The 23,784-nt window shown below is 63.0% G+C and carries 25 protein-coding genes and 4 pseudogenes; 17 read left to right on the forward strand and 12 right to left on the reverse strand.

Annotation, left to right across the window (positions count from 1 at the left end; genetic code table 11):
- The first annotated feature begins 3 nt into the window (after window positions 1-3).
- On the forward strand, window positions 4-879 hold the full coding sequence (locus MYCSM_RS17015; protein ID WP_015307403.1) for an ABC transporter permease: 876 nt from the start codon (window positions 4-6) through the stop codon (window positions 877-879).
- Window positions 876-1,718, forward strand: coding sequence for an ABC transporter permease (locus MYCSM_RS17020; protein WP_015307404.1), 843 nt, complete (start codon window positions 876-878; stop codon window positions 1,716-1,718). The genes MYCSM_RS17015 and MYCSM_RS17020 overlap by 4 nt, the downstream gene beginning before the upstream one ends.
- Here the strand turns inward: MYCSM_RS17020 and MYCSM_RS17025 are convergent.
- Both MYCSM_RS17025 and MYCSM_RS17030 read right to left on the reverse strand, forming a co-directional pair.
- The gene (locus MYCSM_RS17025) at window positions 1,715-2,065 is read right to left on the reverse strand and encodes a DUF385 domain-containing protein (RefSeq protein WP_015307405.1); all 351 of its coding nucleotides are present in this window, start codon (window positions 2,063-2,065) and stop codon (window positions 1,715-1,717) included. The genes MYCSM_RS17020 and MYCSM_RS17025 overlap by 4 nt on opposite strands.
- Before the next feature lie 15 nt (window positions 2,066-2,080).
- Window positions 2,081-2,947, reverse strand: coding sequence for an EamA family transporter (locus MYCSM_RS17030; protein ID WP_015307406.1), 867 nt, complete (start codon window positions 2,945-2,947; stop codon window positions 2,081-2,083).
- A gap of 194 nt (window positions 2,948-3,141) precedes the next feature.
- Here MYCSM_RS17030 and MYCSM_RS17035 point away from each other — a divergent pair, with 194 nt between their 5' ends.
- Window positions 3,142-4,092, forward strand: a complete 951-nt coding sequence (locus MYCSM_RS17035) for a LysR family transcriptional regulator (RefSeq protein WP_015307407.1) — start codon at window positions 3,142-3,144, stop codon at window positions 4,090-4,092.
- A gap of 288 nt (window positions 4,093-4,380) precedes the next feature.
- Here MYCSM_RS17035 and MYCSM_RS17040 read toward each other — a convergent pair whose 3' ends face one another.
- Window positions 4,381-5,238: a helix-turn-helix transcriptional regulator gene (locus MYCSM_RS17040; protein WP_051073766.1), complete on the reverse strand. Its 858-nt coding sequence runs from the start codon at window positions 5,236-5,238 to the stop codon at window positions 4,381-4,383.
- 350 nt (window positions 5,239-5,588) lie between these two features.
- On the opposite strand from MYCSM_RS17040, the gene MYCSM_RS17045 reads away from it, so the two are divergent.
- The 5 genes and pseudogenes from MYCSM_RS17045 to MYCSM_RS17060 all read left to right on the forward strand — a co-directional run bounded on the left by MYCSM_RS17045 (window position 5,589) and on the right by MYCSM_RS17060 (window position 9,132).
- On the forward strand, window positions 5,589-6,212 hold the full coding sequence (locus MYCSM_RS17045) for a nitroreductase family deazaflavin-dependent oxidoreductase (RefSeq protein ID WP_015307409.1): 624 nt from the start codon (window positions 5,589-5,591) through the stop codon (window positions 6,210-6,212).
- Complete coding sequence (locus tag MYCSM_RS17050) at window positions 6,112-6,513, forward strand: nuclear transport factor 2 family protein (protein WP_015307410.1); 402 nt, start codon at window positions 6,112-6,114, stop codon at window positions 6,511-6,513. Before MYCSM_RS17045 ends, MYCSM_RS17050 begins: the two co-directional genes overlap by 101 nt.
- A gap of 131 nt (window positions 6,514-6,644) precedes the next feature.
- On the forward strand, window positions 6,645-7,394 hold the full coding sequence (locus MYCSM_RS17055) for an SDR family NAD(P)-dependent oxidoreductase (RefSeq protein WP_015307411.1): 750 nt from the start codon (window positions 6,645-6,647) through the stop codon (window positions 7,392-7,394).
- A 28-nt stretch (window positions 7,395-7,422) separates the two neighbouring features.
- Window positions 7,423-7,983: pseudogene (locus MYCSM_RS36025) on the forward strand (SDR family NAD(P)-dependent oxidoreductase); the annotation flags it as partial.
- 372 nt (window positions 7,984-8,355) lie between these two features.
- Window positions 8,356-9,132 carry a DUF427 domain-containing protein gene (locus MYCSM_RS17060; protein ID WP_041314215.1) on the forward strand — a complete coding sequence of 259 codons (777 nt, stop codon included), beginning with the start codon at window positions 8,356-8,358 and terminating at the stop codon, window positions 9,130-9,132.
- A 481-nt stretch (window positions 9,133-9,613) separates the two neighbouring features.
- Here MYCSM_RS17060 and MYCSM_RS17065 read toward each other — a convergent pair whose 3' ends face one another.
- Together MYCSM_RS17065 and MYCSM_RS17070 are read right to left on the reverse strand one after the other, a co-directional pair.
- Window positions 9,614-9,970 carry a hypothetical protein gene (locus tag MYCSM_RS17065; RefSeq protein ID WP_232425608.1) on the reverse strand — a complete coding sequence of 119 codons (357 nt, stop codon included), beginning with the start codon at window positions 9,968-9,970 and terminating at the stop codon, window positions 9,614-9,616.
- Between the two features lie 307 nt (window positions 9,971-10,277).
- Window positions 10,278-10,868 (reverse strand): TetR/AcrR family transcriptional regulator, encoded by a 591-nt coding sequence (locus MYCSM_RS17070; protein ID WP_015297801.1) that lies wholly within the window; start codon window positions 10,866-10,868, stop codon window positions 10,278-10,280.
- Window positions 10,869-11,036: 168 nt separating this feature from the next.
- Here MYCSM_RS17070 and MYCSM_RS17075 point away from each other — a divergent pair, with 168 nt between their 5' ends.
- The 6 genes from MYCSM_RS17075 to MYCSM_RS17100 all read left to right on the forward strand — a co-directional run bounded on the left by MYCSM_RS17075 (window position 11,037) and on the right by MYCSM_RS17100 (window position 15,225).
- Window positions 11,037-11,444 carry a nuclear transport factor 2 family protein gene (locus tag MYCSM_RS17075; RefSeq protein ID WP_015307414.1) on the forward strand — a complete coding sequence of 136 codons (408 nt, stop codon included), beginning with the start codon at window positions 11,037-11,039 and terminating at the stop codon, window positions 11,442-11,444.
- Between the two features lie 127 nt (window positions 11,445-11,571).
- Entirely contained in the window at window positions 11,572-12,321 is a 750-nt protein-coding gene (locus tag MYCSM_RS17080) for an SDR family NAD(P)-dependent oxidoreductase (RefSeq protein WP_015307415.1), read from the forward strand.
- Window positions 12,322-12,359: 38 nt separating this feature from the next.
- Window positions 12,360-12,860: a nitroreductase family deazaflavin-dependent oxidoreductase gene (locus MYCSM_RS17085; RefSeq protein ID WP_015307416.1), complete on the forward strand. Its 501-nt coding sequence runs from the start codon at window positions 12,360-12,362 to the stop codon at window positions 12,858-12,860.
- A 13-nt stretch (window positions 12,861-12,873) separates the two neighbouring features.
- Window positions 12,874-13,884 (forward strand): LLM class flavin-dependent oxidoreductase, encoded by a 1,011-nt coding sequence (locus MYCSM_RS17090; RefSeq protein ID WP_041314217.1) that lies wholly within the window; start codon window positions 12,874-12,876, stop codon window positions 13,882-13,884.
- A 140-nt stretch (window positions 13,885-14,024) separates the two neighbouring features.
- On the forward strand, window positions 14,025-14,762 hold the full coding sequence (locus MYCSM_RS17095) for an SDR family NAD(P)-dependent oxidoreductase (protein WP_015307418.1): 738 nt from the start codon (window positions 14,025-14,027) through the stop codon (window positions 14,760-14,762).
- A gap of 106 nt (window positions 14,763-14,868) precedes the next feature.
- A complete protein-coding gene (locus MYCSM_RS17100; protein ID WP_015307419.1) occupies window positions 14,869-15,225 on the forward strand; it encodes a VOC family protein in 357 nt (118 codons plus the stop codon).
- A gap of 476 nt (window positions 15,226-15,701) precedes the next feature.
- Here the strand turns inward: MYCSM_RS17100 and MYCSM_RS17105 are convergent, their stop codons facing one another.
- The 3 genes and pseudogenes from MYCSM_RS17105 to MYCSM_RS38905 form a co-directional block, all read right to left on the reverse strand.
- Entirely contained in the window at window positions 15,702-16,055 is a 354-nt protein-coding gene (locus MYCSM_RS17105) for a hypothetical protein (protein WP_232425609.1), read from the reverse strand.
- Window positions 15,958-16,263, reverse strand: a pseudogene (locus MYCSM_RS36030) (DUF4333 domain-containing protein); the annotation flags it as partial. The pseudogene MYCSM_RS36030 and the gene MYCSM_RS17105, both read right to left, overlap by 98 nt.
- An 838-nt stretch (window positions 16,264-17,101) precedes the next feature.
- Complete coding sequence (locus tag MYCSM_RS38905; protein ID WP_232425610.1) at window positions 17,102-17,380, reverse strand: SRPBCC family protein; 279 nt, start codon at window positions 17,378-17,380, stop codon at window positions 17,102-17,104.
- Between the two features lie 572 nt (window positions 17,381-17,952).
- Here MYCSM_RS38905 and MYCSM_RS39080 point away from each other — a divergent pair.
- Window positions 17,953-18,128: pseudogene (locus MYCSM_RS39080) on the forward strand (adenylate/guanylate cyclase domain-containing protein); the annotation flags it as partial.
- A 526-nt stretch (window positions 18,129-18,654) separates the two neighbouring features.
- The gene (locus MYCSM_RS17110) at window positions 18,655-19,497 is read left to right on the forward strand and encodes a COG4705 family protein (protein ID WP_015307423.1); all 843 of its coding nucleotides are present in this window, start codon (window positions 18,655-18,657) and stop codon (window positions 19,495-19,497) included.
- Window positions 19,498-19,506: 9 nt separating this feature from the next.
- Here the strand turns inward: MYCSM_RS17110 and MYCSM_RS17115 are convergent.
- From MYCSM_RS17115 to MYCSM_RS38730, 4 genes and pseudogenes are all read right to left on the reverse strand, one after another.
- A pseudogene (locus MYCSM_RS17115) lies at window positions 19,507-19,854 on the reverse strand (AAA family ATPase); the annotation flags it as partial.
- A 62-nt stretch (window positions 19,855-19,916) separates the two neighbouring features.
- Entirely contained in the window at window positions 19,917-20,237 is a 321-nt protein-coding gene (locus MYCSM_RS17120; RefSeq protein WP_232425611.1) for a hypothetical protein, read from the reverse strand.
- 443 nt (window positions 20,238-20,680) lie between these two features.
- Complete coding sequence (locus MYCSM_RS37230) at window positions 20,681-21,223, reverse strand: hypothetical protein (RefSeq protein WP_157681342.1); 543 nt, start codon at window positions 21,221-21,223, stop codon at window positions 20,681-20,683.
- A 21-nt stretch (window positions 21,224-21,244) separates the two neighbouring features.
- Window positions 21,245-21,376: a hypothetical protein gene (locus MYCSM_RS38730; RefSeq protein ID WP_257720715.1), complete on the reverse strand. Its 132-nt coding sequence runs from the start codon at window positions 21,374-21,376 to the stop codon at window positions 21,245-21,247.
- Between MYCSM_RS38730 and MYCSM_RS17130 the strand changes: the two genes are divergently transcribed.
- The gene (locus MYCSM_RS17130) at window positions 21,369-23,600 is read left to right on the forward strand and encodes a YncE family protein (RefSeq protein ID WP_041312256.1); all 2,232 of its coding nucleotides are present in this window, start codon (window positions 21,369-21,371) and stop codon (window positions 23,598-23,600) included. The two genes, MYCSM_RS38730 and MYCSM_RS17130, sit on opposite strands and share 8 nt — an antisense overlap.
- Window positions 23,601-23,784 lie beyond the last annotated feature (184 nt).

Raw genomic sequence — 23,784 nt, forward strand, 5'->3', positions numbered from 1 at the left:
TCGATGGCAGGTGCAGCCGCCAGCAATAGACAGCGGAGCAAGATCGCCCCGTACTTGATGATCCTGCCCGCGCTGGTGTACCTCGGGATCTTCTTCGTGGTGCCGTTCTATTCGCTGGCGCGCACGTCGCTTTCGTCCTCGGGCGGCTCGGTGTATCTGCCGACGTTGGAGTTCAATTGGGACTTCGGGAACTATCTGCAGGCGTTCAGCCACTACCAGGACCAAATCATCCGGTCGTTCGTGTACGCGATCACCGCGACATTGCTGTGTCTGCTGTTGGCGTTTCCGCTGGCGTACGTGATCGCATTCAAGGCAGGGCGTTACAAGAACCTGATTCTTGGATTGGTGATTTTGCCGTTTTTCGTGACGTTCCTGATCCGCACCATCGCGTGGAAAACCATTCTGGCTGACGACGGTTGGGTGGTCCAGGCGCTCGGATCAGTGGGGCTGCTGCCCGGTGAAGGACGGCTGCTGTCGACGAGCTGGGCGGTTATCGGCGGCCTGACCTACAACTGGATCATCTTCATGATCCTGCCGCTGTACGTCAGCCTGGAGAAAATCGACCCGCGGCTCATCGAGGCGTCAAAGGACCTGTACTCGACGAATCGGCGCAGTTTCGCGAAGGTGATCCTGCCGTTGTCGATGCCGGGTGTGTTGGCGGGCAGCCTGTTGGTGTTCATCCCCGCGTCGGGTGACTTCATCAACGCCGACTATCTTGGTAGCACGCAAACGACCATGATTGGCAACGTCATTCAGAAGCAGTTCCTTGTGGTCAAAGACTATCCGGCCGCAGCGGCGCTCAGCATGGTGTTGATGTTGATCATCCTGGTCGGCGTGCTGCTCTACACCAGGGCGCTCGGCACGGAGGATCTGGTATGACGACTCAGGCAATGGCCGAGGTCGGCACGGCAGAGCCGAAAAAGGTCAAGGGCACCCCGAAGTGGGGCGACGTGCTTCTGCGCATCGTTGCGGGCCTCGTCCTGCTCTACCTGTTCCTGCCGATCTTTGTGATCGTGTTGTTCTCGTTCAACGACCCGAAAGGCAAGTTCAACTACTCGTGGCAGGGCTTCACGCTGAAGAACTGGGCGGACCCGTTCAAGTACCCGCCGTTGACCGACGCGTTGAAGCTGTCGTTGAACGTGGCGGCGGTGTCGACGGCGGTCGCGTTGGTGCTGGGCTCGTTGGTGGCGATCGCTCTTGTGCGCCAACGCTTCCGCGGCCAGACCGCGGTGGACACATTCTTGGTGATCCCGCTCACCGCTCCCGAGGTCGTGATGGGTGCGGCGCTGTTGACCTTGTTCCTCGATTTCGGCTGGGCGGCCGGATACACGACCATCGTCATCTCGCACATCGCGTTCGAGATCAGCTTCATCGCGATGACGGTGCGCGCCAGGATGCGGGGTTTCGACTGGACGCTCGAGGATGCGTCCATGGACCTCGGCGCCAGCCCGGCCCGCACCTTCTTCAAAGTGACTCTGCCGCTGATCGTTCCGGGCATTGTGGCCGCCGGCATGTTGTCGTTCGCGTTGTCGCTCGACGACTTCATCATCACGTACTTCGTCAGCGGCTCGACGGTGACCTACCCGCTGTATGTGAATGCGGCCGTCAAGGCCGCGGTGCCGCCGCAGATCAACGTGCTCGCGACCGCGATCCTCGGCATCAGCCTGCTCCTGTTGGCCGTGGGAACGCTCTACCGGCGGAAGCGAATCGAGGGTTAGTCGAGCTGGACTGCGACCTTGACGCGGCCCTTCTCGTCCCTGCTGGCAATCGCGTGGCCCGTGCGGTCTTGGCCGTCGAGCTTGAGCAGCGTGATCGGGCCGCCTTCACCGCGGAAGTTGCGCCACCACGTCTTGTTGTCGGGCGACATCACGTTGATGACGATGCCGTCGCCAGAGCGCTGGTAGCCGACCGGCGTCTGAATCGTCTTGCCCGAACGACGTCCGACGTAGCGGATGTTGATCAGGCCGCGACGCACGACGGGCCCTACGACGGGCGCGTCGATCAAAGAGACGAACAGTTTGTTGACGATTCCGACGATGGGCGTATCGAAGATTCCAGATGCCATGAGGCCCAGCCTATGTCAGCCGACCTCGGCGGGCACCGGCTGCGTGCGGGCACCGGTGCGGGCTGCACCAATGCCTGCGGCTACCACGAAGCAGATGCCGACGGTGCCCGCCGGGCCGGGGATCTGGTGCAACACGATGAGTCCGACAATCATCGCGAATGCGGGCTCGAGAGCCATCAATGTGCCGAACGCGGCGGTGGTCAGCCGCCTCAACGCCATGAGCTCCAACGCGAACGGCACCACCGGCAGCAGGATCGCCAGCCCGATGCCGATGAGAAGGATGTCCGGTGTGATCCGGGGCAGCACTGCAGGACCGACGACGATGGTCGCGACCAGACCGGCGACGGGCATCGAGACAGCAAGCGCGTTGATACCGGAGACCTCATCGCCGGCGCGCTGGGTGAGCAGGATGTAGCCCGCCCAGCAGGCGGCCGCGCCGAGTGCGAACCCGACACCGATCGGGTCGACGGTGCCTGTCCACGGCTCGGTCAGCAGGACGACACCGACGGCAGCCAGGCCGGGCCACACAAAGCGGTGGCTGCCATGGCCGTGCGCCACCGCGACGCCGAGCGGGCCGAGGAATTCCAGCGCGCTGGCCGTACCGAGTGGGATGCGATCGACCGCGGCCATGAAGAGCAGCGTGACGGCCGCGGTCACCACGCCGAGCAGCACGCACATCCGGAAGGTGGCCCAGGTAAACGACGCGAACCGCGGCCGGACGATGACGAGCATCAACACGCCGGCCCATGCCAGGCGCAGCCACGCCGCACCCTCGACGCCGATGCGGTCGATCAGCGTCACGGCGATCGCGAGGCCGATCTGGACGCACAGCATCGACCCCATTGCCATCAGGGCGCCGGTGCGGGCTTGCGTCGCGGCCATTCCTGCATTGAACGGGACGGCGACCGTTCAAGTCCACTTGATTTTTCTGGACATACCGTTCACGAATCATGAACAATCTCTGGGATGGACACCCGTCGCCTGCAGCTGCTGTTGTCGGGTCTCACTTCGCGTGGCGAAATCTCACGTGAGATGGCGAATGATGGCGAATTCGCCAGAGACGGAGAGATTGTCTAGTGGACACCCGGCGGTTGGCGCTACTGCTCGCCCTGTCTCGCATGGGTTCGATGCGCAAGGTGGCAGAGGCCTTCGCGTTGACGACCTCAACCGTGTCACAGCAGATTGCGGCGCTGGCCCGAGAGGCTGGCGAGCCGTTGATCGAGCCGGAGGGCCGGCGGGTACGCCTCACTCCAGCAGGGCGCCGGCTGGCCGATCACGCGGTGACCATTCTGGCCGCCGTCGATGCCGCACGGCTCGATCTCGATCCAGACGCCGAACCAGTGGGCACCGTACGCGTCGGGGGTTTTGCGACCGGCATCCGCGTCTCGCTGCTGCCCATCGTCCGCGAGTTGGCCACCACCCATCCGCACGTCGAGGTGGCGATCAATGAATATGAGCCACGCGAGGCATTCGAGCTACTGGTCGATGACGACCTCGACCTGGCGATCACCTACGACTACAACCTCGCCCCCGCCTCCCCCGACCCCGTGCTCGAATCCATTCCGCTGTGGTCAACGCCGTGGGGTCTGGGCGTTCCGGCCGATACCGCGACGAACAGTATCGCCGACCTCAGCGCGTTCGCCGACTCGACGTGGATTGTCAACTCGCGCAACACAGCTGACGAAGATGCGGTACGCACACTCGCGGCGATGGCAGGTTTCACACCGCGTATCGTCCACCAAATCGACAGCCTGGACCTTGTCGAAGATCTGATCCTCGATGGTTACGGGGTCGGCCTGCTACCGATCAACCGCCCGACGCGCAATGGGATCACAATCCTCACGCTGATGGATCCCAGCACCATTCTCACCGCATACGCCGTCACCCGGCGTGGCCGAGCCAACTGGCCGCCGCTACGAACGATTCTCGATCAACTACGTCCCCAGAGTCCAACGGTGCCCCAAGAGGACTGGCCCCGTCCAACCGCACACCCGGGTGCACGAGAAGTCAGCGCATCCCGCCGATAACACGTAATCGTGCCGGTCTACCCCGGCAGGCTCGCACATGTCCGACGAAGTTGCAATCTTCAACCGGACGAGACACGAAACGTCTCATCTTCGTGTCCACTTTCAATCGCAGCTCATCGTCACTTCCGGAGGCGCCGAGCGGTGCTCGACCGTGCTGTCGCGCACACTTTGACATACGTCACGGTGGCGCCTGATGTCACATCAGACTGCACAGATCACACACGTGAGCACCTTCGATCGCCGCACCTCACGGGAGGGTCGGATGACACGCGAATCGAGCACCTACACCTACACCTGCAGCGGAGGTTGTCGGGAATCGCGCGTTTGGGCTAGCGCTTCTTCTAGCTGCTGGAGGCGATCGCTAGTTTCGCTGCGACGGCGTGCGGTGTAGACGACTAGCCGCAATTCGTTGTTGTCGGCAGCCAGAACGTCGCAGTCCAGCGTGAGGATCCCGGCGGCGGGGTGGTCAATTACCTTTTCTTCGTGGCGGTAGGCGGCGATGTGTTCGCTCGCCCATATGTTGCGGAAGTGCTCGCTTCCGGCGCTGAGGTCGGCGATGTACTTGGTTAACCGGTCGTCGCGGGCATGCTGTCCCATGCGTGCTCGCAGATCGCCGACCAGGAGTTGTTGAATGCGTAGAGCTTGGTCTGGACGGCGCTTGATGCGGCTGGGCTGTCCAGTCATGAAAGACCACATCATGTTTCGCGCTCTCGATGGCCGGCTGAGTGGGTCGCCATTGACCGCGGCCCACATCGGATTCCACACCAGGGGATTCCAGCACAGGTCATAAATCGCCGCGGGTGTGGAGTCGAGTTGGTCCACCAGGCGCCGCACAGCGGCGGACAGCGTTGGGGCGTGCTCGGCCGGCGGCGTGTACCCGCCCAGATGGAGCAAATGATCACGTTCGAAGTTTGACAGGCGAAGCGCCCGAGCTAATGCGGCGAGCACCTGCGTCGATGGAGAGGTGGCCCTTCCCTGTTCCAGTTGGACGATGTAATCCGCCGATACACCCGACAGTTGGGCCACCTCTTGGCGTCGGAGGCCGCGTACTCGGCGACCCGTCCCTGCGGGGAGCCCGACATCGGCGGGAGTGACGCGCTCGCGCCAACGCCGGAGCAGTATGCCCAGCTCGGTTAACGCATCCACCGGGCCGATTTTACAAGCCGTCGACGACCCGCCGACGGGAGTTCTCAAGGTGCGCCAGGCTATCCCGGTCATCTGTGACTGCCGAGCTCTGAAGGTGGTGCTGTCAGCATTACCTCCAACCCCCCTTTTGAGGCCGCCCAGAGCTAGCGTCGCAGGCAGGCGACATATGGCTCAGTTCCGGCGACGGTCGAGAAAACCTAGCCACAGCTCCACGCAGGTCCCGCAGTCGCAATTATTGGGTCAGTTCGTCGGCTCGAATTCCGGAAGGGAAGGTGCACCTACCGCGTTGTTGGACAGATCGGTCTAACCATAGTGCGGTCGATGGACGACACATCACCGAAAGGCGACAGATGACGCTGACAACTGAGAGCGGTCTTGACGGCGAGTACGTGCCAAGCCCGACGGAAAGCGTGCGCACGCAGGTGGCCGACTATGAGGCCAGCGGCGGCGTCAAGGGCGGAACGCTGGAGGGTCGGCCGGTGGTGATCCTGACGTCGGTGGGCGCAAAGTCGGGCAAGGTCCGCAAGAACCCGGTGATGCGGATCGTGGATGGCGACCGCTACGTGGCGGTGGCATCCGCGGGCGGGGCGCCGGCCAACCCGTCCTGGTACGCCAATCTGGTTGCCCACCCGAGGATCCGACTTCAGGACGGCGCCAGTGTGAGGGAGTTTCAGGCGCGTGAGGTCAGCGGCGACGAGAAGCGCTATTACTGGGCGGTCGCCGAGCGGTTCTGGCCGCACTTTCCCGAATATCGACGGCTTGCAGGGGGCCGCGACATCCCGATCGTGGTGTTGGAGCCCATCGCGCCGCGCACGCCAGTCACCCCGTATGTCCGGTACGGCAGCACCCTATCCCTACCGAGGAGGCACAGCCATGACGACAGAAGAGCGCAACAAAGCGGTCGTTCTGGAGGCGTTCGACACGTTGTTCAATCGGCGGGACTACGCTGCGGCGCAGCGGTTCTGGTCACCTGATTACATCCAGCACAGCGCGCACATCGAGCCGGGGCGCGAGGGCTTATTCGAGCTTGTGAAGGCCTCGCCGCCAGACATGCGCTACGAGAACGGGCTGATCGTGGCCAACGGCGACTATGTGATGCTGCACGGCCGATTCACCGGCATCGGGCAACCCGCGAATTGGATAGCGGCAGACATCGTGAGGCTCGAAAACGGTCTGCTCGCCGAGCATTGGGATGTCTTGCAGGATGAGGCCACCGCCGAGGAATCCGTGAGTGGGTTGCCCATGTTCGGCGAGACCTTCCCAACACGGGTATGACACGGTACTGGCCGCCTGAGAGGCGGAATGCCATAGTCCCACAACGATTCCCGCGGAACAGCAGCGTTGCAGAAGAACCGGACACCGCATAAGCACGTCCACCACGCAAGACGAAATTGGAGGGTCAACTGATGTCGAGATTGGATGGCAAGGTCGCTGTGATTACCGGCGGGAGCAGCGGTATTGGGCTGGCGACCGCACAGCGGTTCGTCCAAGAAGGGGCGTATGTGTTTATTACCGGGCGCCGCCAGAGCGAGTTGGACAAGGCCAAAGCCCTGATCGGCGACAGCGTCACCACCGTCGCCGTCGATAGTACGAGCAGCGCAGACCAGGACAGGCTGTTCGCGACGGTCCTCGAGGAGAAGGGCGCGCTGGACATTCTCGTGGTCAATTCGGGCCGGGTGGAGCCCGAAGAGCTGGGCAAGATCACCGAGGAGAACTTCGACCTCACCTTCGACCTGAACGCTCGGGCAACGCTGTTCACCGTGCAGAAGGCGCTGCCGCTGATGCGTGACCGCGGCTCAGTCATTCTGATCGGCTCGGTCGCGGGCTACACGGGCATTAACGGCTACACCACCTACAGCGCCACCAAGGCCGCACTGCGCTCATATACCCGCACGTGGACCCGGGAGTCCAAGGACCGCGGCATCCGGTTCAACACCTTGAGCCCGGGCCCGATCGACACCCCCATCATGGACCTTCAGGCCGATTCGCCAGAGGGCGCGGACGCCATCAGGGCGGCGTTCGCGGCGGCGATTCCACTCAACCGGATGGGGCGCCCGGAAGAGATCGCGGCCGCGGCACTGTTTCTGGCCTCCGATGACAGCAGCTTCGTCGCCGGCGCCGAACTGAGCGTCGATGGCGGTTTCGCTCAGGTCTAGATCGGTTTAACGACATTCAGGAGTAGTCATGGCAAGCCCCACCGTGGTTCGGGATCTGGAAGGCAAGGTCGGCCCGGTCACCGGCGCGACATCGGGGATCGGCAAGGCTGCCGCGATAGAGCTGTCCGCGCAGGGCGCCACGGTGATCGTGCACGGCCGCGACGCCGATCGGGGCGCAGCGGTGGTCGCCGAGATCGAAAACGGCGGCGGCGCAGCCCGATTCGTGGGCGCCGACCTGGGTGAACCCGCACAGGCGCTGCGGCTGGCCGAGGAGGCCGGCGACGTCGAGATCCTGGTCAACAACGCCGGGTTCGCCTGGTTCGGCCCGTCGGAAAAGCTGGACGCCAAGACGCTGGATCAGTTGTTCGCCGCCAACGTGCAAGCTCCCTACCTGCTGGTGTCTGTCCTGGCGCCGAAAAGGGTGGCCCGCGGCGACGGCGTCATCATCAACATCGCCAGCAGGGCCGGCACCGTCGGTCAGCCCAACACCGCCGCCTACGGCGCCACCAAGGCCGCACTGGCCTCCTTCGCCCGCTCCTGGGCCGCCGAATACGGACCCGCCGGCATCCGCGTCAACGCCATCTCACCAGGACCGGTCTACACCAACGCCGCCGAACGGGAAGTGTTCGATTCCCTCGGTGAGACCACCGTGCTGGGTCGGGCGGCCAGCCGCAAGAGATCGCCGAGGTCATCGGATTCCTGGCCTCCCCCCGCGCGTCGTACATCACCGGCACCAACGTGGCCGTCGACGGCGGCCGCGCCGGCACCTAACACCACAATCGGGACACGACATCATGAGCATCTCCGTGCTGGCAATCAGCTTCGACGCCCACAACGCCAGCTCGGTAATGAAGTAATGGGCCACTACCGGCAGCCATTCGTCGTCAAGCGACATCTCGCATGTACAGATCTGTCTAAAACCAGCGCCGCTCGTGTCGCTCATACGCAATCAGGAGGACCAATGACTGCAGTGTCACCGACCCCCGATCGGGACTACCCCCAGCTGCTTGGCGAACGAGGCCTCATCGAGCCTGCACCGCGCCGGGTACGAGGCTATTTCGACAAGACACTCGTATTCGACACCGTCCGCGCCCATTACGTTTGGGAGATCGCGTACTACCCGCAGTACTACATCCCGACATCCCACGTGCGCATGGAGCACTTGCACGACGAAAACCACGTCCAGAAGCTGCAATTCGGTTCGTCGCGGCTGTACTCGCTGACATCGGCCGAACGCACCTGGCCCTCTGCCGCCCGTGTCTACGATTCCGGTCCGGTCGCGGGCAGCGTGCGGTTCGAATGGGATGCACTTGAGTGGTTCGAAGAGGACGAACCCCTCATCCTTCATCCGCGCAACCCGTACGTGCGTGTCGACTCACTCCGCTCCCACCGCCACATCAGGGTCGAGCTCGACGGCATGGTACTGGCCGAGACACACAGCCCAGTCTTGCTGTTCGAAACAGGTCTGCCGACTCGCTTTTACATCGACCGCACCGACGTCGAGTTATCGCACTTGGAGCCGAGCAAGACCGAATCCGTATGCCCCTACAAGGGAATCACCTCGGCCTACTGGACGTTCAGGAGCGGCGACGCCGTGCATCCGGACATCGCCTGGGCCTACGACTACCCGCTGCGCGAAGTCGCACCCATCGCCGGGATGATCGCTTTCTACAACGAGAAGCTCGACATCTTCGTCGACGGCGCGTTGTTGTCTCGCCCTCACACCATCTTCACGTAGCGCGGTGTGAATGGAACTTGTCAGGGGATGATTTATTCCAGCTGCCTCGTGTCGTTCAATGATTGACGATCGGCGCCGACGATGAGCAGCGCGATGATTCGCGTGTGTCGGCCGCTGTAGATTCTCAATCTTCCTGTCATCTAGCGCGGCGCTGACCTGCGACGCCGCTGCTTGTCTCACGCGATGTCATCCCTGATCTGTCTCATATTCATGTCATTTTTCAGGCAGCCCCGAGACGCGCAGTCCGTTTGCGGCTTTGACAGCTGGCGCGGCTGATCTCGTATCACCGATTTCGTCACGGTGACATGACCGCGCCGACCGGGGCAAGGTCCGCTCAGCATCGTGATCGCGCCAGTTGTTTCCAAAACGCAATGCTGCGAACGTATTTCATCTTGCGTACAAGGCGAAGTCAGTCGGAAGATAGTCGTGTCAGCGATAGCAACAATGTGCGACGATTTGTAAGACAGTCACTCGAGCCACATCAGTCAGCCGAAGGCAGCGCCCGCCGCCATTCTTTGTGGACGTCCCAGCCGTCGACAACTTCCACCAATGCCAGGACTCCAGTTGGATAAACGAGGGACACCAGCCAACGACGTGAGCCGCCTTCCGTAACCGAAAAGGCCGCCTTAAGAAATTGCTTGAGCCACTTGATCTTCACCTGATCACGCCGGAAATCAAACGCCGTAACCGCCTCGCCCGCTTGAAGCCGAGACCTGAGATCTGAAATCCCCAGGGCCTTCTCGACCCACTCCGAATACTCCTTGACTGTGCAGCGCACATTGTCATCGGTGAGTTCGAGCGCGGCTCGCGTCGAGATCGGGTTGAGGCGGTTCTCCAACAACTAGACCTCGGCGCGAGGCGGTGGAGACAGGGTCATTTCAGGACTTGGCTGATCGTCGTCCTAGCTGTCGCACTTGACACGCTGACACGTTAATGACTTCGTCGATGAATATCCGGGCAAATAGTGGATCGTCCGCTGACTAACACGGCTGAAGGGTTGGACTATCCGTCGGGTGTTTTAAGCTCGGACGCCAATGCTCGGTTGACCTGCGGCCGCCCCTTCCGGCGCCGCCGCCAGTGGAGACTTCGGTGTGTGCTGGGCGCGCGTCAACCTGTGCCGCCGCCCGCCCAGCTCGTTGCCGGAATCAGACTGAGCTCGAGGCTTTCGCCGCTGCGAGGGTGAGCCGCGCAAGACGTTTAGCTGTCATCGCGGCGGCGCGCGAGGGCGGTCCCGTGTTTGCCGTCGCCAGCGCCCCGTTGTACAGGACGATGAGGGCTTCGGCCAGCGCCTGGGAGTCGGGCACTCCTGTGTCTGCGGCGAGTTGGAGTACGGACTGATGCAACCAATCGCGGTACTCCTTGATCGCCAGCACCTGGCACTGCCCTGTCGGCGCTTCGGCTGCCGCGCTGTCGAAGGGGCAGCCCCGGAACTCCGGAAGCGATACGTAATCAGCGAGCGCATCGAAGAGTGCCAGGATTTTGTCGGCCGGATCGTCGATACCGGACTGGGCGTTTTCGACCTGCTGGCGGAATCGTTCGTGGCGCCCACGGAGGTAGGCGGCGACCAGCTCGTCCTTCCCGCCGAAAATGTAGTACAGGGAGCCTTTTGCGACTCCCGCCTTCTCGATGACGGCGTCGATTCCGGTGGAATGCACGCCGTCGCGGTAGAACAGCTCGTCGGCCGCGGCGAGCAGTCGCTCGCGCGCCGATGGCCGTTCTGCTGTCTTCGTCGCCACCGCATCAGCCTATCAGACAGAGCTGTCTGATAAGTGTTGTCAAGTTTCCCGCCAACGCCTCGTGTCCTGGGCGTTTCTGCGTGGCATCGCGTGTCACGCCTTGACGCAGACCCCAGCAGGAATTATTGTTTGTACCGGTCTGTTCAAAGGTGGTGAAGGAGGCGGATCATGGCCACAGCAGTAGAGGATCGGAACCGTGCGTTCGTCCTGGAAGCGTTCGACACGTTGTTCAACCGGCGTGATTACGCGGGCGCACAGAGGTTTTGGTCGCCCGACTACGTCCAGCACAGCGCCCACATCGCGCCGGGGCGTGAGGGCTTGTTCGAGCTCGTGAAGGCCTCGCCGCCTGATATGCGTTACGAGAACGGGCTTGTCGTCGCGGGCGGTGACTACGTGATGTTGCACGGCCGGTTCCGCAACGTCGGGCAGCCCGCCGATTGGATCGTGGCCGACGTCGTCCGGATCGAAAACGGTCTTCTCGCTGAGCACTGGGATGTCATCCAAGACGAGGCAACCCACGATGAGTCCATCAGCGGGCTGCCCATGTTCGGCGCCGCTTTCCCGACGCGGGCCTGACCCGATGACACCCACGATGCGGGCGGGATGCCCTGGCATCCAACGGTTTCCGCGCAACGACAGCGTTGTCGCATAGACGGGCGCGGCTTGAAACGTCTCCCAACGCATTGGAAATGAGGATGAACTGATGGCACGACTGGATGGCAAGGTCGCCGTGATCACCGGCGGCAGCAGCGGTATCGGGCTGGCGAGCGCGCAGAGATTCGTTGACGAAGGCGCCTATGTCTTCATCACCGGGCGCCGGCAAACCGAATTGGACAAGGCCAAGGCGCTGATCGGAGAGGGCGTGACCACGGTCGCCGTCGACAGCACGAAAAGTGCAGACTTGGAGCGGCTGTTCGCGACGGTCCTGGCGGAAAAGGGTGGGCTGGACATCCTGCTGGTGAACTCGGGCCGGGTGGAGCCTGAGGAACTGGGCAAGGTCACCGAGGAGAACTTCGACCTGACCTTCGACCTCAACGCCCGGGGAGCCCTGTTCACGGTGCAGAAGGCGCTGCCTTTGGTGCGTGAGGGCGGCTCCGTCGTTCTGGTCGGCTCGGTGGCCGGTTACGTCGGGATTACTGGTTACAGCACCTACAGCGCCACCAAGGCCGCCCTGCGCTCCTACGTGCGGACGTGGACCCGGGAGTTCAACGACCGTGGTGTCCGGTTCAACACATTGAGCCCGGGCCCGATCGATACCCCCATCATGGACGGCCAGGCGAGCTCCCCGGAGGAAGCCGACCAGATCCGGGCGACGTTCGCCGCGGCGATACCACTGAAGCGGATGGGCCGCCCTGAAGAGATCGCGGCAGCCGCGTTGTTCTTGGCCTCTGACGACAGCAGCTTCGTGGCCGGCGCCGAGCTGAGCGTCGACGGCGGCTTTGCCCAGGTCTGACAGCCATCGACGACACCATTTGGGGCGAGGAGACGAGTTTGAACGCCGACTGCGACACCGGAAGCGGCGTTGATGGGCAGTACGTACCCAGCCAGTCGGAAAGGGTCCGTGCGCAGGTGGCCGACTACGAGGCGAGCGGCGGCGTCGCGGGCGCAACGCTGGAAGGACGCCCTGTGGTGATCCTGACGTCGGTGGGTGCGAAATCGGGCAAGGTTCACAAGAACCCGGTGATGCGCATCGTCCACGGTGACCGGTACGTCGCGGTGGCATCAGCGGGCGGGTCACCCACCAACCCGTCGTGGTATGCCAATCTCGTTGCCCACCCCACGGTTCGACTTCAGGACGGTGCGAGTGTTCGGGAGTTTCAGGCCCGTGAGGTCACCGGCAAAGAGAAGCGATACTACTGGACGGTCGCCGAGCGGTTCTGGCCGCACTTTCCCCAATACCGACGGCTAGCAGGTGACCGCGACATCCCGATCATGGCGCTCGAGCCAATTGCACTCACACAAGCCGGCGCGACGGTCGGCCAGCAGACTTGATCGGGTGCCGGCCGTGAAGATCTCGGCCCAGTTTGCGACCTCGTTGAGCTCAGCTGAGCACATTGTGGCCGCCGAACAGCTCGGTTACGACCGAGCGTGGTTGTTCGACACACCGCACGAAAGCCCCGATGTGTGGATGATGCTGGCGCTGGCGGCCGAACGCACCACCAGGATCGGCTTGGGCCCCGGTGTGCTCGTGCCCAGCCTGCGCCACCCCATGGTGAACGCCTCAGCCACCGCAGCACTGGAGGCGCTGGCGCCGGGCCGGGTCGCGGTCGCGTTTGGCACCGGCTTCGCCGGCGCCCGCGCGCTGGGCGCCGCCCCGACCACATGGTCATATCTGCGCGACTATGTAGCCGCGTTCCGCGCTCTGCTCGCGGGTGCGACCGTCGCCTGGCAAGGCGACCGCATGCAGATGATGCACCCCGGCGGGCATGGACCCGAGCGCCCCGTCGACGTGCCGATCCTGATCTCGGCGCTGGGCCCCAAGGGGCTCGCCATCGCCGAAGAGCTGGCCGACGGTCTGTTCACGGTCAACGGCCAGACGGCCTTCGCCGCGCAGTTCGAGTGGGCCGCGCTTGGCGTACACGGCACCGTGCTCGCCGACGGTGAGCCCCTGGACTCGCCGCGGGTGCAGGCGGCGGCGGGGCCCGGAAACGCCTTGGCCTACCACGCCGCCTATGAATTCGGCGGCGACGTCACCGCACTGCCCGGCGGCGAGGCGTGGCTTGACACCATCAACGCCACCCCACCGCGGGATCGCCACTTCGCTGTGCACGACCAGCATCTCATCGCCCTCAACCGCGCCGACACCGCCGCCTGGACAGCCGGCAGCTGGAAGGCCATCTCCACGACAACCCTCACCGGCACCGCGCACGACGTCGGCCGCCGAATCACACAGCTCTCCGCGCAACACATCACCGAGATCATCTATCAGCCGACCGGCCCGGACATCGGCGGCGAACTGGAGGCCTTCCACGCCGCGGCACGAACCACGGTAGTCCCTGCAGCGCAAGATGATTGAGTGATCTGGCCGAACCGTCAGCTCGACGACGAGCATGCGGGAAGACGTTCCGGTTGCGCGGTCGAGGCCGGAATAGTCGGCGACAGACTTGCGTTGCTTCTACGGAATTAGACAGGTCAGTACAAATTTGAGGAGTCACCATGATAGGCATCACTGAGGTCCGGAATTTGGAAGGCAAAGTTGCACTGGTCACCGGCGCGACGTCGGGGATCGGTCAGGCCGCCGCGCTACAACTGGCCGCGCAGGGCGCCACGGTGATCGTCCACGGCCGCGACGCCGGGCGCGGCGCGGCAGTGGTCAAAGAGATCGAAAGTGCCGGAGGTTCAGCCCGATTCGTGGGCGCCGACCTGACCCAACCTAGGGAGGCGCTACGACTTGCCACCGAGGCCGGCGAGGTGGACGTCCTGGTCAACAACGCGGGATTCGCCTGGTTCGGCCCGACGGAAAAACTGGCCGCCAACACCCTCAATCAATTGTTCGTCGCCAATGTGCAAGCCCCTTACCTGCTGGTGTCGGTATTAGCGCCGAAGATGGTGACCCGCGGACACGGCGCGATCGTCAATGTGGCCAGCCGGGCCGGCGCTGTCGGTCAGCCCACCACAGCCGCCTACGGCGCCACCAAAGCCGCGTTGGTCTCGCTGACCCGTTCGTGGTCGGCCGAATTCGGACCCGCCGGAGTCCGCGTCAACTCCATCTCGCCAGGGCCGGTCTATACCAACGCAGCCGAACGGGAACTGTTCGACGCCCTTGGTGAGACCACCGTGCTGCGCCGCGCCGGTGAACCACAGGAGGTCGCCGACCTCATCGGCTTCCTGGCATCCCCCCGAGCGTCCTACATCACGGGTACCGACGTGGCCATCGACGGCGGCAGGCGATGAACACCACCGTCACGACCCGACAGCACAGTCACCAAACCCCAACGACGGCAAGGACTATCGCAATGGCCAAGAAACCCCTCTCTTGCCGCGAACAGAGCGATCGCATATGAGCATCTCGCTACTGGGCATCAGCTTTGACGCCGTTGACGCCACTGGACTCGCCTACTTTTGGGCTCAGGCCTTACATCGCACCGTCGACGACGGCGCCACCGAAGACTTCGCGTCGATCGCCGCGGGGGCCGACGGCCAGCGCGCTCCCTTGCTGATGTTTCACAAGGTTCCCGAGGGCAAGACGGTCAAGAACCGTCTGCACTTCGACCTGCAGGCCGCCGACGTACGGGCCGAAGCCGACCGGCTGATGGGGCTGGGCGCCAAAGAGATCCGATCGCTGGCCGACAACGACAACCGGTGGATCAGCTTCATCGACCCTGAAGGCAACGAGTTCGACCTCGTCGCCCGCTGACCAACATGCATCGCGTGGCGTTACCGCCCTTAGCGCACGAGGAGCCAGCAGGCAGGCCACAGCCCTTCGTGCAATCGAACGCGGCGATCAACTCGACCGCGTGAGCGAAGAGGGCAAGGCCGTGTGCAAACACTCCTCGACGCCTGCGCCGACGCATAGTTGCTTCGCGTTCCAGGGTGTTGGGGCGTGCGCAGCGACAGGATGCCCACATGCATTAGTTGTGCCATCGGGTTCAGGGCCGTCGTGCGGAGCGTGCCTACGACCAGGTCGTGGGTGGGCTCTCGCGAGCCGCTCAGAACAGGAGAGTCGCATGATCTAAAGGGACGCGCTGATATAACCCGCGAGTTATGTGCTCTGCCAATCCTTTACGAGACCCTCATGGATAATCGTCGTTATCTATGAAAGGGGCTCCGTATTCGCTTTGATTGTTGGGCCGCCGGAAGGTTGCGCAGCCCGATAACGTCGGAACCCGCGGGTCAATTCGGAGGCAGAGCTTGCCGCCACTGATTGTGGACGTCCCACCCATCCACCACCTCCACCAATGCTAGGACTCCCGTGGGATAAACGAGGGACACCAGCCAACGGAGCGAGCCCTCTTCACTAACCTCGAAACCCGCGTTCAGAAATTGCTTGAGCCACTTCACCTTCAGCCGATCACGCCGGAAATCGAACGCCAAAACCGCTTCGCCTGCTTGCAGCCGAGACTTGAGATCTGAAATCCCCAGGGCCTTCTCAGCCCACTTCGAGTACTCCTTGATGGTGCAGCGCAAATTGTGATCGGTGAGTTCGAGCTCGGCTCGCGTCGAGATCGAGATGAGGCGCTTCTTCACCAAGAAGACCTCGGCGCGAGGTGGTGGAGCCAGCGTCATAACACGGCTCGGATTGATCGTCGGCCTTGATGTCGAAGTTGACGTTGCCGGCGTCGACGCGAGTGCCAGACACGTCGACGCCGTAAGTCTGTCCAGCATCCGTCAGTTCGCATTTAATCGTTGCTCCCTGGGCGCCATTGAGGTTATCCGGGCAAGTCACTAATCGCGTTTGCGGCCTACCTGCTGGCCGATTGGATCACAACATGGACGATACCCAAATCCAGCAAGAATCAGACCTCCCAGACGTTTGCCAAGGTCAGCGGCCGCGATACCGCGTTAGGCAGCCGCAGCTTGCGGCTCGAGCTGTCGCGCGATGTAACGGCTCGCGGGTGCCGACGAAAGCGCTACCGGTAACCCGACATATTCGACTTGGTGCGTATTCCAAGCGCCCTCGCTCACGCGCTACCCAGCCCCGAAGAGGGCACCGCCTCGGGCTGTCACGCACAAAGATAGAACGCCAGACCGACTGCAGCGGCGATTTACCGGTGGCGGCTTTCGTTTGCTGGCAGTGACGGTTTGGGTCCTTTTGCCCAGGGGACTCAAGAGATGAACCAAACCAGAGGCTTGACCGTCTGAGTACATCGTCGGCCCCGCCACCGACACCCCCGGGTGGCGGGCCGACTTATTTTTTTCGGTGCACGCGGCGTCGACCGGCCGCATTAGAGACACAAAGCCACGAAGGCATACATACACGTGTAGCGAGCCAACCGACCCGCCACCGCGTGACATTGGCAAACGCGTGTCACTTTTTCGGACGGGCTTCGCCCGGGGCTTAGTAGCCATTCGGGGCCGGCGGCATCGACAGGGAAATGAGCCATTCGTAATGTCACTGTGACGCTGGCGCCGTTGCGATTCAGCATCTCGGACGTTCGTGTCTTCCCGGACGCAGACCGGATACCACTGCCGTTTGCGCCTGACATATCGTTGGCTTTCGATCGTTAATGGTAGCGAGTTGTTTTGCAACACAGCCAATTTCGTAGTTCAGAAACTGGTCGCGTTGTCTGACCCTAGCTCTCCAGCGCCTTCGCGCAGCCAGCGAGTATCGCGCGCAGGTTAAACGAGATCAGGGGCGCGGTGAGTACTCGACCAGCTTGCCGCCCCCGCGAGCCGGGGACCGTGTAGCCACTCACCCAAACGACATGGGTGCCGTCGCCAGACGGAGTGCACGTGACCGATCCGCCCTCGTGTTGTGAGGCCGGGAACGATCGAACAACGTCATCGGCGCAGTTCCGGGGCGCGTCGTAGGCCCTGATCTGTTCGTGCAGCCAAAAGCCATATCCGGTCACTTCCCACGCCGGGACTTGACGAGCCCTTCGCCCAAACGGCCTTGCGGAGCACAGGAGAGACGGTCAAGTTGGCCGGATCATGCAGCCAGTCAAAGACCGTTCCGATGATGCTGCGATCGTCCGTTCCGCACGAATCTGGACCATCGGCTCCCCGCTCTTGTGGTGCCTGCACCTCCCGGCAAAGATGCTAGACGCCGCTGCCAACTTCCCCCGGGAAACGCCACAGAAATTCAGTGCTGCCATCGGCGGTAGTCATCGACAACTGCACAAACGGTCTGCCGCGGAGCCCGCCGGCGAGGACTCAAGTCCTAGCAAAACGACGGTTCATAAGACGCGCGGACGCCGCGATCGGTGACTGCTGGCTTGTCGCCCTCGAAGCATTAGCCAACCAGGAACTCGCACCTCCCGAACACACACTGTTACCAGTTAACTGGTGCGAGTTGTGGTGTATCACAGCGCTTTTCGGCACTGCCCTTTAGAATAAAGCGACGACTTGATTGGCACTAAGCGTACAGCCGGCAGCGTTCGACGAGGATCTGCGCCAGCCTTCCAGGCCCGCTGACCAGCATCATGTGACGAAGACAACGGGCGACGCGATCTTGGTGACGGAGCATACCGTCGAAGCTTTGGTTGCCAGACTGCCCGGGCCAACCGACCGGGGATCGCATTCTTTGAGGGAAAGTCCGCCGCTATCCAAGTGTTCGGCCTCGACCCGAAAAACCACGTCTCGAAATGGACCCATATATGAGACGGCGCCTCCATCGCACAGCATCGTCGACTCTCCCCCGGTCAGGGTGCCTCAAATGTCCGCCACAAAACGGCCCGCCATACCAACGGATTACCAAACGCCCATCGGCGCAGGCCCACATGCATTCTCGACAATGTTTGCCGCACAATAGATAAGACCATCTCCCGCTTCGGGAGAGATGACCGATTCCGGCCGATTCTCGGTTACTGGCGGTGAATAATCGATGACCCGGAAGTCTTGGTGAGACCTCAGGGTGCCGCGATCCGCTGAGCGGCCTGGACCCGCGCTTCGGCGGCGCGGTTTGACTTCTTGACGTCGGAAGTCGCCTGCCGTTGCCGCCCACGGCCCAATTGCAGCCTGGCCGCAGGCCGGGCCAGCGGAGCATCTGGGCTACGTCACCGCAGGCGACGATCGGTGCGAATCCCACCAACAGCCTTGCATGCCCGGGACATACGCAGTCTGTGTGTTCACTGCCATCTCGATGTGATGGTGCGCCCGGCTCAGCGCCGTATGTCATCGTTCCGATATGGTCCTGACGCCCGGGCAGTACGTCATGCGCAAGCTGCCGCACATCACTGCACTCTTCTGGGCGATGAAGATCCTCGCCACCACCCTGGGCGAGACCGCCGGTGACTATTTCGCCCAGACACTAGGGCTGGGCACCCTTCGTGCCGCGATCCTACTTCTCGCCATCTTCCTCGTTGCCGTGACAATCCAGTTGCGCGCCAAACGGTTTCACCCGGCACTGTTCTGGACGGTCGTCGTGCTCACCAGCACCGCAGGCACCACCATCTCGGACTTCATCAACTACACATCACACCTGGGGCAGGCCACTGGTGCGCTGATTCTGGGTAGCGGACTGGCTGTCGTGCTGCTGATGTGGTGGCGCAGCGGCCAGACCCTCAACGTCGAAAACCTTGCCACGCTCACCGGTGAGGTGCTGTTCTGGATCGCCGTCGTGTTCTCCAACAGCCTGGGCACCTCCACCGGCGACTACCTCTCCGGCGGGCTGAACGTGGGACTGCGGCCGGCAGCGCTGATCCTGACGGCCGCCATGTTGGCGCTGCTGGCCGCGCACTACTTCACCAGCATCGACAGCATGCTGCTGTTCTGGATCGCCTTCATCCTGACCCGGCCGTGGGGCGCCGTGGTCGGCAACATCTTGAGCAAGAGCCGCGATCACGGCGGACTGAACTGGGGTAACGCCGGCGCCTCCGCGGTGCTCATCGCCGGACTGGTGGTCTTGGTGATCTACCAGACTCTCGACATCCGCCGCCATCCCCTGGAGCTTTTGCCGATGCCACTTAACCGCCAGACCGGGCAGCCACAACGGCCCAACGGGGAAGTCATCATCGTCGCGCCAGCCTGAGGCGGCACATCAGGAAGTCGGGCGCTTGGCGAGGTCGACTACCTCTTCGGGCGACAGCGGATTAGGCGGGCGGTAGGAGAGACATCACGGCGCGACGATGCGACGGAACGCTTCGCCTTCGATCGCGACGTAGAAATTGCCCGAACGCAGCCGGCTGATGTCGGGCATCAGCCGGCCCTTCGCCCGCGCCATCTCCTGCGCGGAGGTGATCTGCGCGGGCGCACTGAGCAGTGCGTAGAACTGGGTGACCGCGTTGCCGGGGATCTGGTTGTGCAAGCCCTTCGGCGCCTGCGTGGCGAACACCAAACCCTGACCGTACTTGCGTGCCTGCGACGACAGCGCCCGCGTGCTGCGCGTAGTGATGGGTTCATGTGGATGGCCTACTCGACTCTGCAGACCACCGCCCAGGGACTGGGCTTCTACATCCCGGCCGGCTCGTAGTCGCGGGCGGCACACACGCGCGCTCCCCGTAGCTCGTCGAGATAGACGACGACTTCGTCGAAGTCGATGAGTTCGACCATCTGCCCGGGCTGCCCGCGCGGTATGAGCCGGGCCTCTGAAGTGTTGCGGGGCAACAGCTCTGCGGCCTCCAGCGCGTTGCCGAATTGGCGCCCGGTCGTCTTATCGTCGAGACCCGCGGCGTAGGACTGGTGGCTGCGGGTGGTCTTGCCGACCCACAGCGTCGCGGACTCCATCACCTCGCGTTCGTGTGGACTGGCGGCGTACAGCAGGCACGTCAACGGCGCCAACGCCAGCTGATCCCACGGTCCGGTATCGCCACCGGTACGAAACGCGGTGCCCGATAAGGCTCAGTACTGACGGGACGCGTTGGGAGACGGTGCGGCCCAAGTCAACATCCGGCAATATCCCCGGGCCGCCGTCGCCTGTTTGCCAGTTCTGGGGATCCATTTCGGCGGATGATTGGCCTGTGTCCTTTCGTTTTGCGGATAACGTTGCACGAGAAGCTGTTTGACCACCCGAAGAGCACCGCTCCCAGGTGACTCCCAGCCTTCCACTGTTTTCACGATTTTGCTGTCGGGTGTGGTAGTTATTGCTGCGGCAATTTCATTACCAGCTAGGGGGCCGCGGTGGCGGGTCGGCACAGTGCGCAGAGAACATCGAGGACACACCCTCAACGTGGCAAGGGCCGTCACCAGAAGACTAAGCAGCGCCTCGAGCCGTATCAGTGGTTGGGCGCCGGGGCAGTAGCGCTTGGTCTGGGTGCTGCTCTGGTCAATGGGTCAGGTTTTGCCCATGCCGACGACACTGGTTCGGCGCCCTCCTCGACTTCACCGAACGGCAGCGGCTCCTCGGACGCCGCGCGGACAACGGGCATTTCCACACCAGGTGGTGAGTCCGACGGCAAAAACGCCGGACCATCGACTGGTTCGTCGACCACCACCCACGAATCCCCGAAGAGCACTCTGTCCGCCAGCGGCGGCAACACCGGATCCACTACGACAGCCAACGCGGCAGCGGCCACCACGACCATTGGCACCTCGCATTCCAGTGCGACCGCTGGGACGAGTTCTCTTAACGCCACAGCGAATTCCGCGCCGACGGATTCGACGGCTACGGTCGGCTCGTCGACAACCACCACTTCGCCGTCGGAGCCGTCATCGAGTTCGAACACTTCGCCGAGCACGTCAACGGTTGAAACATCGTCGCCTACAACCTCGAAGAGCGCTGCGGCGTCGTCGCACACCGCCGAGACGTTAACCGCCACCGGCATAGCCTCGCTGGTCAGTCACCAAACCGTCGCGCCCGTGCCCTCATCCACCTCCTCCGCTTCCACCACGGTGGCGAGTGTTTCTGCGGCCAGCTCGGGCAGCACCTCGTCGACGGGTACTATGCCGACGGCGAATACGCCGGTGTCCACGCCCGCTCCTGTCGCCGCACCGGCGAGCGTGGCTGCCGCATCGCAGGCCGTTGCGCCGTCGTCGCCGAGCCTGCAGAGCCTGGCTGCGTCGGTGCTCACGGGCCTGTTCGGCGGGTTCGATCCCACCCAACCGGGTGCTCCAGCCGCACCCCTCACGCCGAACCCGCTCAGTGACGCTCTACTAGCCGCCTACCGGCAAACCCAAACCGGCTCCGCGATCCCGGCCACCGCTGCGAGCACCACCAGTCGCGTCGCCGCACCAACAGCGACCACTGACCTCACCGTCGCCAACACCATCCCCGTCGACCCCTACCAAATCGCACTGAGCCCCGACGGCAAAACGCTCTACGGCACCAGCGCCCCTTATGCGGTCAACTCGTCAGGTCAGCCCCAGGGGTTCATCGAGGTCGTCGACACCTCCACCAACACCCAGGTCGGCGCACCGATCCCCGTCGGCCAGGTCGCAAATGGTGTGGCGGTCAACCCGGTGACAAACCGCGTATACGTGACCGCACTGAATCCGTTCACCGTCAACGTCAACGGACAACACCTAACGGGGGCCACCGATTCGTTGGTCGTGATCGACCCAACAACCAGCAAGGTTATCGACACCATCCCGCTGACATCACTGACCGGGACACGGCTCACCGAAACGACACCGTCGTCTGCTCAGAACGTTGCGGTCAGCCCCGACGGCAGCCGCGTCTACGTTGCAGACACCACATACACCGTGGACCTTGCGAACCCGTTTAACCACACCTTCCAACCCTCGGTCTACGTCTTCGACACCACGACCAACACCCAAGTCGGTGCACCGATACCGATCGGGCCGTCGACCAACACGCCGAGTTCCACGCCGTCTGCCAGCCAAATATTGGTCAGTCCGTCAGGTGACCGCCTGTACGTAACCACTGTTTCACGATCCGACATCAACAATCAGCTGGCTGCCACGCAGACGATCTACACCGTCAACCCGTCGACCGGAGCGACGGTCGGCACTCCCATCGTGCTCGACAACGGCTTGGCCGGGAGCGGCGCGGGTATGGCGCTGAGCCCCAATGGCAAGAAGCTCTACGTCGAAACCGTTCCCGCCAGTGCACTTACGACCTCACCGACTACCCCACCGACCCAGCCGCAAAGCGCCACTGTGCTGACTTATGACACCGCTACCGGACAACAGATCGGCACGCCGATCACCATCACCGGGTTTGGGCCGATGACGGTCAGTCCGGATGGCAAGACGCTTTACGTCGCCGACGTCTCAGACTCCCGCACCGGTCAAAGCGCCACCTTCCAACCCGTTCCAAGCGTGCCGAGTCAAACGGTGTACCTGGGCAGTGTGACTGGCTACGACTCCAACGCCGGCGCGGTAGTCAGCAACCCAGTCACCGTCGGCGTGATGCCGACATCCCTGGCGGTCAACTCCGCGGGCACCAAGCTCTATGTCGCCAACAGCGACAACACGATTTCGGTCATCAACATCACCCCAGCCACCACAAGTACTGGCAACCCGCTGGAGTTGGTGAGCAGTCTCGTTATAGGGCTCAGCAGCTTCGTCCAGGCCGCCACCACCGATTTTGGGGTGTTTCTAGGCAGCGTAGTCACAGCAGCAAACAGCTTCGTCCAGACGGCGAACACCAGCGTCGTTAACACGGTCGTACCGCAAGTGACGACGCAAGTGACGACGCAGGTGAACTCGGACGTGCACGCGGTCGCCGACGGAATCAGTTCCTTCGCAACACAAGTCGAAAACTTCTTTGGTTCGCTTCTTCCGCACGGCAGCCCGGGAGGTTCCTCGTCGAGTAGCGGTGGAAGTTCCGGCGGTTCCGGAAGCGGCAGCCACCCCGGCGATGTGCTTGGCAAGGCACTCGAAAACGGGGTCTCCGTCCTCAGCGGCGTGGTCGACGATCTCATCAAGACGACTGGTCAGGACTATGCTGCGGCGTTCAACGTGTCACCTCAAGTCGGCGAACTCCTTAAGAGGGCCGTACCTTTGGTCACCGGTGTGATCGACTTGGTTCAAGGTGGGTTTGACCTTCGCTCAGGGCATCAGATCACCGGCCCGCTGAAGATCGCCTCCGGCCTTCTGTCGTCGGCCGCTGGTATCGCCTTCTTCCTACCCTTCGTGCCCGGTGCGGAGGTCGTCGCGGCCGCGACCAAGGCCGCGTCGTTAGGCATCGACACATTGGTCTTGGTGCTCAACGCTGTCGATCCCAGGCTGTAACGCAGACAGCCGAATTGCGTTAGCGGGCACGCGACAACTCTGCACTGAGTACCTGTTCGCTCCCCTGTCACCCAGCCGCGGCACCGCCGCCAGGAGAGGAAATGAAAGCCACTCCACTGCACCGGTAACACGCAGATACGTCACCCGTTTTCGCATTAGGAAAGCTAATGCTACGGCGAATTAT

Origin of the sequence: Mycobacterium sp. JS623 (genome assembly GCF_000328565.1) — a bacterium.
In the GTDB taxonomy this organism is placed as follows: Bacteria; Actinomycetota; Actinomycetes; order Mycobacteriales; family Mycobacteriaceae; genus Mycobacterium.

What these genes read in the sequence shown, in the direction of transcription:
- MYCSM_RS17055 (WP_015307411.1), top strand. Translation starts at nt 6,645, where the DNA reads ATGTCGAGATTGGATGGCAAGGTCGCTGTGATTACCGGCGGGAGCAGC.
- MYCSM_RS17015 (WP_015307403.1), top strand. Translation starts at nt 4, where the DNA reads ATGGCAGGTGCAGCCGCCAGCAATAGACAGCGGAGCAAGATCGCCCCG.
- MYCSM_RS17045 (WP_015307409.1), top strand. Translation starts at nt 5,589, where the DNA reads ATGACGCTGACAACTGAGAGCGGTCTTGACGGCGAGTACGTGCCAAGC.
- MYCSM_RS17095 (WP_015307418.1), top strand. Translation starts at nt 14,025, where the DNA reads ATGATAGGCATCACTGAGGTCCGGAATTTGGAAGGCAAAGTTGCACTG.
- MYCSM_RS17060 (WP_041314215.1), top strand. Translation starts at nt 8,356, where the DNA reads ATGACTGCAGTGTCACCGACCCCCGATCGGGACTACCCCCAGCTGCTT.
- MYCSM_RS17050 (WP_015307410.1), top strand. Translation starts at nt 6,112, where the DNA reads ATGACGACAGAAGAGCGCAACAAAGCGGTCGTTCTGGAGGCGTTCGAC.
- MYCSM_RS17020 (WP_015307404.1), top strand. Translation starts at nt 876, where the DNA reads ATGACGACTCAGGCAATGGCCGAGGTCGGCACGGCAGAGCCGAAAAAG.
- MYCSM_RS17110 (WP_015307423.1), top strand. Translation starts at nt 18,655, where the DNA reads ATGGTCCTGACGCCCGGGCAGTACGTCATGCGCAAGCTGCCGCACATC.
- MYCSM_RS17075 (WP_015307414.1), top strand. Translation starts at nt 11,037, where the DNA reads ATGGCCACAGCAGTAGAGGATCGGAACCGTGCGTTCGTCCTGGAAGCG.
- MYCSM_RS17080 (WP_015307415.1), top strand. Translation starts at nt 11,572, where the DNA reads ATGGCACGACTGGATGGCAAGGTCGCCGTGATCACCGGCGGCAGCAGC.
- MYCSM_RS17030 (WP_015307406.1), bottom strand. Translation starts at nt 2,947, where the DNA reads ATGGCCGCGACGCAAGCCCGCACCGGCGCCCTGATGGCAATGGGGTCG.
- MYCSM_RS17100 (WP_015307419.1), top strand. Translation starts at nt 14,869, where the DNA reads ATGAGCATCTCGCTACTGGGCATCAGCTTTGACGCCGTTGACGCCACT.
- MYCSM_RS17025 (WP_015307405.1), bottom strand. Translation starts at nt 2,065, where the DNA reads ATGGCATCTGGAATCTTCGATACGCCCATCGTCGGAATCGTCAACAAA.